The sequence below is a fragment of the Flavobacterium sp. MMLR14_040 genome (genome assembly GCF_033657265.1).
GTDB lineage: Bacteria > Bacteroidota > Bacteroidia > Flavobacteriales > Flavobacteriaceae > Flavobacterium.
Map to the genome: position 1 here is coordinate 208,369 of NZ_JAWVWO010000004.1, position 13,630 is coordinate 221,998.

The 13,630-nt window shown below is 35.8% G+C and carries 7 protein-coding genes; all 7 read right to left on the minus strand.

The genetic code is table 11. The features are described 5' to 3' along the window. Positions 1–121: 121 nt before the first annotated feature. Genes SD960_RS08170 through SD960_RS08200 form a run of 7 tightly spaced genes read right to left on the minus strand, consistent with a single transcriptional unit; the run spans position 122 to position 13,618 of the window. Entirely contained in the window at positions 122–4,282 is a 4,161-nt protein-coding gene (locus tag SD960_RS08170; RefSeq protein WP_318802169.1) for a DUF4157 domain-containing protein, read from the minus strand. Between the two features lie 12 nt (positions 4,283–4,294). Further along, positions 4,295–4,798: a hypothetical protein gene (locus tag SD960_RS08175; RefSeq protein WP_318802171.1), complete on the minus strand. Its 504-nt coding sequence runs from the start codon at positions 4,796–4,798 to the stop codon at positions 4,295–4,297. An 11-nt stretch (positions 4,799–4,809) separates the two neighbouring features. After that, a complete protein-coding gene (locus tag SD960_RS08180; RefSeq protein ID WP_318802172.1) occupies positions 4,810–7,056 on the minus strand; it encodes a DUF4157 domain-containing protein in 2,247 nt (748 codons plus the stop codon). Positions 7,057–7,114: 58 nt separating this feature from the next. Continuing rightward, positions 7,115–7,990 (minus strand): DUF6734 family protein, encoded by an 876-nt coding sequence (locus SD960_RS08185; protein ID WP_318802173.1) that lies wholly within the window; start codon positions 7,988–7,990, stop codon positions 7,115–7,117. 2 nt (positions 7,991–7,992) lie between these two features. Beyond that, on the minus strand, positions 7,993–8,562 hold the full coding sequence (locus SD960_RS08190) for a hypothetical protein (RefSeq protein ID WP_318802174.1): 570 nt from the start codon (positions 8,560–8,562) through the stop codon (positions 7,993–7,995). Positions 8,563–8,573: 11 nt separating this feature from the next. Next, positions 8,574–10,181, minus strand: a complete 1,608-nt coding sequence (locus SD960_RS08195) for a contractile injection system tape measure protein (RefSeq protein WP_318802176.1) — start codon at positions 10,179–10,181, stop codon at positions 8,574–8,576. Then, on the minus strand, positions 10,181–13,618 hold the full coding sequence (locus SD960_RS08200) for a hypothetical protein (protein WP_318802177.1): 3,438 nt from the start codon (positions 13,616–13,618) through the stop codon (positions 10,181–10,183). The genes SD960_RS08195 and SD960_RS08200 overlap by 1 nt, the downstream gene beginning before the upstream one ends. Positions 13,619–13,630 lie beyond the last annotated feature (12 nt).

Genomic DNA, 13,630 nt, shown 5'->3' on the forward strand with positions numbered 1-13,630 from the left:
TAATGTTTTTTTATAGTCTGAAAAGTTGCTAAGCCAATCAGATTGTTTGTAAATAGGTTTAATTATAATCCCTAAGGGATATTTTATCTGGTGGTTTTATTTTGTTACCAATGTTTAAGTCCTAAAGTTTCATTGCCCATCTTTTTCTTCTTAATAATTGAATCAATCCTTGCTGACCGCCACTTATATTGGCTGAATTTACAGTCTCGATTTTTATAATTTCTCCAGCATCATTTAGTTCAACAACCCCTAAAGAAACTACGTTAGGATTTCCTTCTTTTTGATAGATATATTCCAATATACGAGGTTCGTCAGGACCCGCACTTCTTTCTAAAGGTCTGGCAACCCAGTCACCAACTTCTTTTTCATAAAAAATTTGGGCATATTGAGATAAGGTTTCTCTTTGATTACCGTCTTGATCCGGACCAAGATTTACACCTCTGTTTCTCATGGCACTTCCTTGTGGTCTGCTCCATGCCGCAGCAGTTGACTGATTCATATTAAGTTTGTTGGTTAAGAATTCAACAGGATCCATTCCGGCGGTTGCAGGTCTGGCATGAGCGATTAACAATTGTCTGAATTCATTAGTATTGATGATGTTTCTTCCTTTTAATTCATTAACGAATAACATCGCTTGCGGCATATCCATTTTTAATTGACGAAGAACCTGAATTAATCTTGCATCACTAACTGCAGGAGCTACAACTGCGGATGTTTCTTCATCTACAAAATTTAATCTTATTCTATCTCCTTCAAAAATTACTTCGAGAGTTGCGCCGTCACTAACAATTTCTTCTTTTCGAGGACCGTCTTCTTCTGCTTTTTGAACAATGTTATAATTCCAGTTGCGACCTCCATCAACTACACTTATAGAATTAACCAATGTATTATTTCTGGCAGCTACAGTTTGGGCGACTTCCTGAGCTTCTTCTCTTTTAATACCTCCATTTGTTAAACGGGATTGTTCTTCCTGATGCAGGTTTTGTTTTACAACCGCAAGACTATCTGTACCGCTTCCGCCCATCAATCTGTCCAGCATATTCATTCCTGTATCCACCGCTTTATTCACCAGCCAAGTCAATGCTTCATCAACCATTTGGCGGACAGAAACGATCATTTCGCCAATTCGTGCTCCAATTCCGGAAAGTCCAACCTGATTGGCAAGGAATCCAATTACAATTGGCATGGCTTGTCCCATAGTATTTTCGAGATAATTGGCTGCTGTGGCAACATTTCCTTTTGCGATATCTGCAACACCGTTGACAAACGAATTGACAACTTCGAGCATTTCACGTAAGTATTTTATAAAACTCTGAATGGCACTGTACAAAGCAATTGCGCCATTTATGACAGCCATAATTCCTGTTGGATCCAGCATACTTAATAGTCTCGCAGTTATGCGGTTTACTATGCGTTCCATGATGAAGTTTTTCACCGCATCAAGAACAGTATTCCATAAATTGCTAAGTTGTTCCTGAATTTTATCCCAAATAGCAGCCATTCCGCGTTCCTGAACATCTTTTATAAAAGTCCAAATGCCTTCAAGAGTATTAATCATACTGCGGATTCTGGCCACTCTTGCAGGACCAATTCTAGGATGTGCCGCTAGTTTCTCCCATATTTTTTCCATTGAAATTCCAAGCACTTCAAGTACCCAGGCAATTACGCCTTGCAAAGAGAAATCAGTCAGAACCGGAATATTGGCCTCTTTCAATTCGCTCATTAACCAGCCGGTAACACCGTTGATTAAGTGTGTTACAATATTGTCAAAGAATTGAACAAATCCTTGTTTGATGGCGCGCAATATATTTTTAAGGAAACCAATAGGATCTTTTTTAATGTCGTCAATTGCCTGCATTGCACGAGTTATGATGTTTCCGATCAAGTCGAAAGGGAAATTCATAATCTCAAGTACAGCAACTATAACAATCCTTACAATTTCTGCTACAAAAGCAATCAAACGTCCGATTGGTTCTCTAAATTTTTCGATAATTCGGACAAAAGCATCAAGCGGATGAATAAGATCATCAATCGTAAACGAGTTCCATAAATCAGTAAACAGCTGAATAATAGCCGCCGGAGTCATGTTTAAAGTCGCAACAGCAGCTTCGATTTCGCCAACGATTCGGGCAATTGCACCCGTTTCCACCATTTGCGCATATTGTTCTTCGCCACCGTCCATCAGGCTCATAAAACCTCTAATTAGATTTGGAACAGATCGCGGAACATTTTCATTAGTAAAAGGATCTCGTCCTATAATTACTTTTATTAATGAATAACCCCGAACTGTTGCGGCTTGCGAAGAAAGATATCCTAATAGTGACTCTTTGACAAGTTCCAGAACTTTGAGCGCTACGCCTGAAGCAAAATCCCAAACGCGTTGCAGGAATCCGCCAGCTTGTGCAGCAAGTGCTGAAAGATTATCAGCAATATTCATCAAATTTGAAGGCTGAATCGCATCCCAAGCCGAAGTTATAAGTCCGCGAAGTTCGCCTAATAACGAAGTGAAAGTTCCGACTTGTGTGTCAAGCCAATCGGCAGTTTTTTGCAGCGTGCCTTTTTCACGCATTTGTTCGAGTTCGGTTTCTTTTCCTATCAGAATAAGGAAATCTTCTAATATTTCTACCGTCGTTGCGTTAACTGCCTCATCGCGTAACGGATCGTATTTGATTATTTTTTTGATTAATGCCCAAGCCTTATTTTCTGCCAATATTGGTTCGGCAACACCAATCAAAGCTTCTTTTATCCAGGTAATTACCTGATCAACTGTTGCAGTTACAAAAGAAGTTATTCTGTTAACTAATTCTTCAAATTTTTCAGCAACTAAATCAATGATATCGGTGTATGGGAAAGAAACGTTATCCCAAATATCTTCAACCATATCCATAATACTGTCGATTGTTAATCCAAGTTCGCTTAGTTTTCCTTCGACCCAATCAAAAACCTGTTGCAGAATTCCGTATTCCTGAAGTTTATCAAATATGGCTGTTCCAAAAGGAATCAATCCCATTAATCCTTCGACGAGATTAATTGGAGTTCGTTCTACATCAACTTCACGCAACGGATCGTAACCAATAATAACAGTAAATAGGGTATAACCCGGAATGTGTCGCGCCTGATTAATAATCCAATCCGGAACTAAATCGAGGAATGAACCCTGAATCATTTGGGGGGCAGGGGATATATTATTTTCAGGTTTTTTTCTAATGGATGCTCCTTGCTGAACCGTATGCGTTAATTCGTGGGCAAGTAAGTGTTTGCCGGATTGCGAATTTGGATTGTATTTTCCTTCGTTAAAATAAATATTATTTCCCGTTGCAAAAGCCTGAGCGCCCAATTGCTTGTTCATTTGAACAGCGGTTGAATCGTTGTGGATGCGAACATTACTGAAATCAGCTCCAAAACCGGATTCCATTTCCGTTTTTACTTTTCCGGGTAGGGGAGAACCGCCACCTTTACTGCTGTTTAAAGTGCTTTCAAGATTAGAAGTATCAGAAGGGTTTGCATCTGCACTCGCGCTCATTTGAAGCTCCTTTTCGTCTTCCTTGGTCTGGATTTCCTCTTCTTCTTTGGCTTGAATTTCTTTTTCCGCTTTTGGCTGAATTACCGGTTTTATAGTTGCAGTAATTTTATTGCTTTCCGCTTTTAGTTCTGCAACTGCGGGAGTTATAGGTTCGACTAAAGGTTTCTTTTGAATTTCAGTCTTTTTCTCCTCTTTTGGTTTTTCGTCTTTTTTTTGAAGTTCTTCTTCCGATTTAGTTTGAATTAGCGGCTTTTTTAAAACTGCTTTCGCAACAGGAGTTTCTGCTTTTTTAACCTCTTTTTTCGGTGGTATTGGTGCTTCTTTTTTCTGAACGTTATCTTCAGTTTTATTCTGAATTACTGTTTTTGGTTTTGAAAAATCTTTGCTGATTTCGCGCTTTTCCGTTTTTTTGGAATCGAGTTTATTTTGGATTAAATCCTCTTTTAGCTGCACAACCGGAGTGATGGTTTCTGCAACTGTTTTTTGCTGAATTTCCTTGTTTTGCTCTTCTTGTTTTTGAACATCTCCTGCCAGTTTCTTTTGTACTACAGGCGAAGGCGAAAAGAACGGATCTGTATTTGGCGTTTGTTTTTTAGCGACAACCTGATCTGCAGCTCTGTCGGCTTCCGCTTCAAATTTATCGTTAGATTTTCCGATATTTAATTTTGCCTGTACACCAAAAAAAGATTCCTGCCCCTTGTCTTGATGAGACGAGGAGTGCGAAGAACTTGCTTTTGTTTTTGATGAAAAGGCTGGCATTCTTTATCAATGTTAAATTGGAATTATATCTGTTTTTGGAATTTCGTCAACTCCCATTCTTTTAAATTCTAAAAAGGTTTCTATATTCTGATTTTTTTCAGAATAAAAAACAATCCACAATCCATCTTTAAAAACTGTTGTATTATTTAAAGACAAAACATATGGAATCGTACTATTTGTTTGGACTAAAACAGATTCTACATTTCTAGAATCAAGCTTCGGTTTTATATTTGAAATTGATTTGTTGCTTTCTTGGGTTATTTTATTTCTAAAGGCTACTAAATCTTCTTTATCGTGAAAAATAAGAATCAGGATATCTTCTTTTAAAACCTTGTCATTTTTAGGATTGATGTATATTTTTTTTAAACTCGGAAAAATCGATAATACGCCATCAACTCTCAAACATTTTGATACAGATGAATCTGCTTTTACAGAAAAAACATTTGATTTGTTTTGATAAATAGTATCACATCCCAAAAAGCAGCAACAGAAAATAAGCGCAAAATAGAATTTCATATTTTCAATTTTTAAAATTTACCTGCTCTCATTTCATTTACAAAAGGCTGCAGAGCTCCGGCAGAGGCACGTCCGCCACCGCCGTTTAATGCTTTGTAATAATCTTCACATATTGAAGCTTGCTGTTCTCTGTTGAATTCATTAAAATGCTGATGTTTAAATGTCCCATCAGTATTTGTATAATTATACCCTTCGCCAAAAGCTTGTGCATGTATTGCTTGCGCCATATATACAGATCCTGCGTGTTCATATTGGGCCACATGAGATAATTCGTGAACCATTGTGGCGGTATCTTCTCCCGGTGCAGCATGAATGATGTGTGCTGTTGTTACTGCTCTGTAACCTCCTCCTGAAAAATATCCGGAAATAAAGGCAACGAGAGATCCTTCATCAACATATACGAGATCGTAGGGAATCATTCCTGCGGGATGAACTTGTAGGGATGCGTTTATTTCTACGTCGGTCAATTTTCTCATTCTAAAAATAAGACCCCATAGAAGCTGTAATATTTCGAATATTCCAAGTAGATCTATAATGTATAATAACAATTTTCCTGCCCAGGTAAGTCCGCCCAAAACGCCATCCCAGATCCAGGAAGCGAAACCTTTTATTCCTTGCCATGCCCAGATTGCTGCGCCAACAACACCATCCCATCCCCATTGTGCAAAGCCGGAAATACCTTTTGAGACCCAACCCAAAGTTCCGGTTAAAGCATTCCAGAGTTTTGACAAGCTTGGAGCATTGACAAAATCTACTGCCCAGTCATAACCTGCAACTACACCATCTAATAACCAGTTTGCGGCTCCCATTAAGCCACCGCCCAACCATCCAAAAACACCTTTAACGCCTTGCCATAAATGCCCTGCTGCGCCACTTAACCCATCCCAGGCCCAACCTAAAATGCCTGTTATTCCGTCCCAACCGTGAACAATTATTCTCCATAATCTGGATGGAATATTCGAAATGAACGACCAGACATTATTGCCTAACAGGCATAGTTTGTCCCATAAAAAAGTGCCAATAACTTTAATGATATCCCACGCCTGATTTCCAAACCATTTGATTCCGTCCCAAACATAAGATGCTGCACCAGACAACCAATCAAGCGCGTCACTTCCTAATGATTTCATGCCTTCCCAGGCTGCAGAAGCGGTATCTCCAAGAAATGTAGTAGCAGTATCCCAAGCAGAACTTAAACCGCTTGCAACACTTGAGGCCGCATCAGAAACTGCTCCTGTAGCCGCATCCCAGCCCTCACTTACAGTATCAGCAACACTAGAAGCAGCATCAGAAACCGCTCCGGTTGCGGCATCCCAGCCATCGCTTACGGTATCTGTTGCGCTATCCCAGGCATCGCCAAGCCAGCTTCTTTGTATTTGGGTTTGTTCCTTTTTTTGAACATTGGAACTTTGTTGTACTGTATGCGTAAGTTCATGTGCCAATAAATGCTTGCCTTGTTGGCTATTGGCATCGTATTTTCCTGAATTAAAATAAATATCATTTCCGTTTGTGAAAGCCTGAGCGCCTAAATCCTGACTCATTTGTGTGGCATTACTATCGGTATGAATGCGAACCTGACTAAAATCAGTTCCAAAACCAGATTCCATTTCGCTTTTTACCCCTTTCGAAAGTGGGGAGCCGCCGCCTTTACTACTTTTTAGATTACTCTCTAATTTGTTGTTGTTTACAGAAGATTCGCTATTGTTTGATTTTTTCTGAACGGGTTTCTTTTTGTCGTCTTCTTTTTCTTTTCCTTTTTTCTGAACTTTCTTATCTTCGTCTTTATCAGCCTTTTTTTGTGTTTTCTTTTTATCGTCTTCTTTTCCTTTTACTTTTTTTTGTATTTTTTTATCTTCTTCTTTATCAGCTTTTTTTTGTATTTTCTTTTTGTCTTCTTCTTTTTCTTTTCCCTTTTTCTGAACTTTTTTATCCTCTTCTTTATTGGCTTTTTTCTGAACTTTCTTTTTCTCTTCTTCCTTTTCCTTGCCTTTTTTCTGAACAGGTTTTTCTTGTTCCAAATCCTGCTTTTGAACTGTTGAAATAGTTTCAGAAATTGGTTTTCTTTGCACTCCGTCTTCTGCTTTAGATTGTAATAATCCACCGCCTTTTTGTTTGTTTACTACTTTATCGGCAACATTATCTGCTTCAACTTCATATTTGTCTCCTACGGTACCGGTCGTTAGTTTCTTTTGGATTTTTGGTTCAAAAAAAGGAGAAGAGGAGTGATTGTCCGGCTTTCTGTTTTCTAAAGTTCTCATAACTTCATTGTTTTATTATTCGAAACAAATAATTTTAATTAACCTTGAAAGATTAATTTTATGCTACCATAATTCTGGAGTTAACATCTTCTTTCTGGATGATCTGATGTTTTTCTAATTCAATTTTTATTTGTTCATACCAGTACGGAAATATTTTAAACAGTCGATATTCAATTTCATCTGTAATGTCTTTTTTGTACTTTTTGAGGCCAAAGAGATGGCTGTAACCCATTTCATTGGCATATTTGCTTTGCTCAATTATATTTCTTCCTTTAAGCAATAATGAAGGCTTAATATTATTATAGTCTAATATTGAGGCCAGGTTGTATTGTTCTATTACAATGCATGGTTCGAATCCTTGTTGTTTTAACGGTTCAAATTCCTGACGGCGTGCTATAAAAATTTCTTCCATATCATAGTACGCGTTTACAAAATTGTTGCGAAGTCTAAGGTCATTAAAACCCAGTACGCCACAACTATATGAGTATCCCAAATCTGAATGCCAATAAGGTAAATGTTTTGTGTATTGGTTAAAAAAGTCAATCTGTTTCTTGTAATGCATTTCATAACCGCATTCTTTTCGTTCCAGAATTATCTTGTCAAAATCAAAATTGATTTTCTTTTTTATAAACACATCCGTATCCAGATGAACAAATGGTTTTGTCTGTTTTTCGATAGCATGAATTTTCGATTTCATCCATAGGTCTTTATTTTTTTCATTGTTTACTTTTGTCACTCTGCACGGCAGCATATAGAGAAATTTATAGGCTGTTTCATCAGCATAAAGTTCTATGTCCCTGTACCAAAGATGACTGTATAAAACGCTTAAAGCGGTCATGTAGATGGTTTCTTTAAGTTTATTTCCCATTTGCCAACGGTTGTTTATTAGCGGAAAAGCATCGAGACTATATATGATTCTTGGTTCTTCTTTCATGATTATTTTTTAAGTGTTTCAAGCAGCTGTTTTTCTTCCAAATAACATACGTTGTTGTATAATGAAGCTTTTTTACTGTGCTTGTAAAGTCGTCTCCATTCGTATTTTTCACCCATTGCCTGCGAGGTTACTACGGGAACCTGACTATTATGAAATGCTTTCATCTCACTAAAAGATGCATGCCAGACCATTTCACCCAATAATGGAGATTGCTTAAGTTTTATTTTAGAGAAAACTCTTTTGTAATAATCAGTGTGAACTTTTTTGTTATTCACTAAATATTCTGAGACTAAAACTTCCCCAACATTCATATTGTAAAACTTGGTGGCATATTTTCTAATCCCGTTTTGTTCTTTAATAGGCAATAAATCTTCTTCATCTTCATAAATAAGATCAATATCATTTACCGGCATATCATAATAGCTGCGCAGATTAATGTAATCTGCGATTCCGCCTACGAAGGCAATTTTTGACAAATCGAGTTTTTCAAAAATATTTTTAAGAGCCTGTTGCTGCTCATAAAAGATGTTTTTTTCATCTTCTTTCAGAAATGCTTTTTCTTTGGTTTCCATAATTTTTTTAATTACCAGTCCACAAAAATCACTTTGTTTTTCCATGCCAGTTTTACAATTCCTAAATTCCAGTCAATCTTATCTAACAAAATGTCCTGAGTTTTTCTTTCAACAAGAAGCTTAGGATTATCTCCGGTAAGAATTATTTTGCCTGGTCTTTTCAAATATTCATTTCGCAACAAACCGACAGAAGAGTTTTTCATAACCTTCCAGTTTTCCAGAACGGCCCTAAGCATTTCATCAGCATGATTTTTTAATTCTTCTGATAGTATAATGTTTCTGTTAATGGTTTGGTTTACAGGAATATTACATAATAGTTTTTCAAACAACATTTCATGCTCATAATCCTGTTCTTGTTCTGTAGCGACATAATGTAAAAGGTGTGCTGCAACTTCCCGATTATTTATCGTGTTGTCTTTATTTAGTAATTTGCAATTCTCAAAAAGCTGTTTCAAAAAGGGGTGGACCAGTATTAACCCTGCATTGTTTACATAATAATTAGAAGGTGTTTCAGGAGATGATTCTTCGCTTAAAAATAAAGAATCAGGCAAACTTTCTTTTTCTTCGATTTCCTCATTAGTATTTAAAACAGCCTTTATTTCTGCATTTTTTTTGCTGCTGAAAGTCTCTAATTCATTTTCACCAGTTTTTGAAAATTCGGATTGTACAGACTGATCTTTGTTGTTTTTTTGAAGAATTTCTACAGCCTTTTGTTCTAGAATAACGGCTATAATAGAAACTTCATTGGCAAGATTGCTTAGTACATTTAAAACAGATTTATTTGTTATTTGTTTATTAATTTCTTCTAAAGCAAATTGGGCGTTGTATTTTCTAATTAAATCAAAAGAAGTAATCAGCTTAAATAATTTCTCCCTTATTGTACTGTCATTATGTTTTAATAGTTGTAGTAAGGTTATGTCCCAAATTAAATTTCTTTGATGTAATCCGTGATTGGATTTTGAAATTATACTATTCATATTGTCTTTTATTTTTTGAATGCAGTCGTATTCAGTTGATTTATTGGGCACAGTTACTTCAGAAGCTAATTCTAAAAGGAGTGTTTTTTTTAAAATGATATCAATCTGGTCATCTGATAATTGTTTTGTAAATCGGATTCTGGTTTGTGAATTCTCTAATGCATTTAACAATTTTGAGCTAAAAGCTTTGTCGCTGATGATTTTTTCAAATTGATTACCGCTATTTATATCAAGTATATTTTTTGAAATAACCCACCAGGGAGTAGTTCCGGTTTCTAAAAAACTGAAGAACTCATTTATGTCTTTTTCTTTTTTAGTTATTAATGTATACTGTTTCGTATTTGGAAAACCGTTATCAATTTGTTTCTCGATTTGGTTTTGAAACTGATTCATAATTTCCAATTTTATACTGTTGAAATTGAGATCATTGGCAACAGAAAAGTCCATATTTAATTTTTCTATCTGAATACTCTGCGATGCTATTTTACTACCGAGCGTATCAAAATATGTTTCTAAAAGAGGAAATAATTCCTCTTTTAGAAACGCATCCAGATGGTCTTTCAGATAATACGCCTTGTCTTTTGAAGGTGTATTAATCTCAAGAAATACCTTATTGATGATATGTCTTTCAGAAGTCTGCATTAGCCTAAATTGCTTAATAATCGATCGATTGCTTCCAGAATGTATTCTGTATCTTTAAATGAAGCTTTGATATTTGAAAGGAATTTTGTTAATGTTCCTTTAGGATCAGTATTGTATTTTATTTCTATAAAACTTTTTATCAGTATTTCAAAGCGATCTGTAATGGCTGTAATAGGTTCTTTGAATTTTATAAGGTTATCTGCTTTCTGACATTTTAAAATATAATAAAATAAAGAGATATGGTTTTCAACAAGGAAACTAAGCACATTTTTCTCTGCCGCAAGTTCAGTGTTTTTTATGGCCAATAATAAGTTGCCATAAATACTCTCTGTGAACATTTCTGCTAGCTGATCATTAAATTCTCCATTTATAAAAGCAACAGTTTTTTGGTCAACGGTGATCAATTGGTTTTCAATTTGATCGACCAGAGAAACAGTTTCTGCACTAAAACTTTTAAAGGTGCGTACAAGTCTTATTCTGGCTATGTCTTCGATTGCTGTTTTGGTAAACGTGCTTACAGTTTCAAGACATGGATTTGTTTCTACTTGTTCCCTAAGAATAATTTCTTTTGGACCATCTATGCCTTCACCACAAAATTTGTTCATTGCGGTGAGTGATACGGTTATGGATCCGCTGTTATATTTAGAAACAGAGCGTATGATCTGGTCTTTTGATTCTGTTTCTATTACTTCTCCCGAAATATCCCATCTGTATATTTCTGCGTCTGTAGAATTGTTGGTAAGTATAAGATCATCACCTTTTATAGCATAGTTAAAACGTGCAAACGGTGCATTTTGCATGGTAATAACAAGATCTGTAGGTTTGCCGTTTGCGATTATAACGACTTTGTCTACTTCTTTAGGAACATTGCTGCCAATAAAAATGTATTGTCCTGCTTTATCCTGCGAGACACCGTCGCCGGTTAAGATTACTTTGTTTTTGGATTCAATGGCAAGGATATGATGTGATTTATCATTTCTGCAAATAGATGTGCTGTCGGTATTGACTTTTATGTCTGTAATTTCAAAAATTACCGAATGTTTTACCTGATAGCTGCAGTTTCCATTTTCGCCAATAACACTTACCGGAAAAGAAAAACTGTCTCTTACTGGCAATTCATATTTATATACACGCTGCATTTTTGTTTCGTTGGTAATAACCCTTTCGCTTCCGTCGCCAAAATCCCATGTATATTGCATTCCATCCTGATTTTCACCGGTAATGGTAAAATCAGCAGTAACTTCGTTGCTTTCTTCAGATTTTGTGATTTCAATTGTAAAATCAAATTTTGGTTTTCTGAAAATGGTTATTTCACATTTTGTTTCAAAATTATTAACCGTAAAAGCGATTGGCTGGCCTATTAGTTCTTCGCTCACCAGTTTTGGATCAAAAACAAATTCGCCGTATTGATTTTTTGTAACTCCTCCGTTTAAATCTTCATCTATATCTGCTTTTACAAAACCTCCTGTTGGGGTAATATGAAATAGGAAATAAGGAGTTGTTTCATCAAAACAAATTTTGTTTACCGGTAAAGTCAGCGATATCAAATTATCATCACAACATAAATAAGGTAAAGTAAAATCGGCTATAACTGGATTTAGTAAAACTGGTTCACCATCCTCTGCTTCACTTTCAAAATCGCCCGCTAAGGAATTCCTACGTGAAAGTTCAGAGCCATAATAATACGGATATTGGCTGTATTCTCCTTCAATATAAATCATCACAAACGTGCCTCCAGGCGCTACACCCGCTTTGTGCTCATATCCATGATTTTTATTAAGATAGTAAGAGGTAAAGTTTTCAATTACTTCTTGCATTTCGTAGGCATTTATAGCGAGTACAACCACATTAAAACCTAAACCATTTTGGCGTCTAATTTCCTGAATTGTTTTTAAGGCTTCTTTGTAATTTTTGCCTTGATGTCCTTCAATTCTATAAAAATCATGGTCTGCAATAAATTCTAAAGGCAGTTTTGTATTTAAAAACTGGTCATGATAACTTCTATTATCGCGTTGTTTGGCTATCGCTGTTTTTTTGTAATCCCAAAGTTCAATAAGATGGTTTCCGACATTATTATAAAACGGAATCGCTTTTTTGCCTAAAACTCCTAATTCAAAACTCGGTGTAATTTTTATAATATTGTGATTGACATTGTAGTTGGCCAATAATTGTACAGAGCGTTTTATCAGGCTGTACAATTGCTGTAAATCCGTATTTTTTCCGTAGCAAATTTTAACTTCCTTCCCTTCCGGATCAACAATAAATTCAGGAATTGTATCTTCAGTTCCGGACTCATTAAGTTGGTCAAATGATAAGCAATCACTACAGGTGCTCAGGTTTTGACCGGTAAGCAAAGGAGATTTGTAAAAAGCATGTCGGTATTCAAAACAAGGACCGGTTTTTAATACTTCTCCCAACATTAAATGTTTTGGAAACGATTTGATGTCCGGACAGCAAAACTCGCCATCCATATTCGATAATAAGAGTTTTATCTCATTATAAGTATCAATTAAATCGTTGAGAAGATCATATCGATATTGAAAATCCGGAGGAACACTTTTTTTATCAAAACTATATAATTCTCCCAGATTTTTTTTGACAGAAGCAAGCATTACCGGCATTTGCAAACCATTCAAAAGTATTTCAAAGCCATCACGTAGTTTATTGACCACATTGTTTTTAAATATACCATAGGTAAATTCTTTTTTAACCTCGTTGTAATTAATAAATTTTTCAGGCTGCAATACAATGCGGTTTGATATTACGTCTGGCAATTTATAGTACAGGTTAGAGAAATTGACTGAACTAATAAATTTGTCATTGCTATTAATTTGCGCGGCAACAGTTTTACTAACCAATAATGCTTTATGATTGCCAATAATTTCTAATCCCTGATTATCGCAGGAAAGACTAACGCATAGATCTGAATCTTTTTCATAAGTTTCTATATACAATAGTATTACAGCATCATTTACCTCTAGTCCTGTATTGTCTTTAAGGTATTGTATAGGGAAAGTATTGACATTATCAAGTGCCTGCTGTTCGTAAGTTAAGAGTTCGAAAATTTCAAGCTGATCACTGCCATTGTAAAAATAAGGTTTGTAAGCAGCCTTTTTATTATCGTGTACTTTATAATGTGTGTATTGTTTGCTTTCAAAATCGATTATTTTGTCACCATTAGGAAGACTATTGTATAAGTGTATAAGATCACCATCAGTGGTTATTCCGCTGCCTTGTGTTATGGAGATGTTTTTTGCCGATTCACTGTAAGAAACCTGAAATCCGCAAATGATGCCCACACCACTAAGACCAATTCTGGAAATACGGTCCTGATCATCAAAATAATCTACAATCTCGTTAAGATGTCCTTCTGTAAGTACCTGATTTTTTGTGAATTTTCGGTACAAGGTTGTTATGGTTGAAAGTTTTGCTAACATTTTGAATGGTAT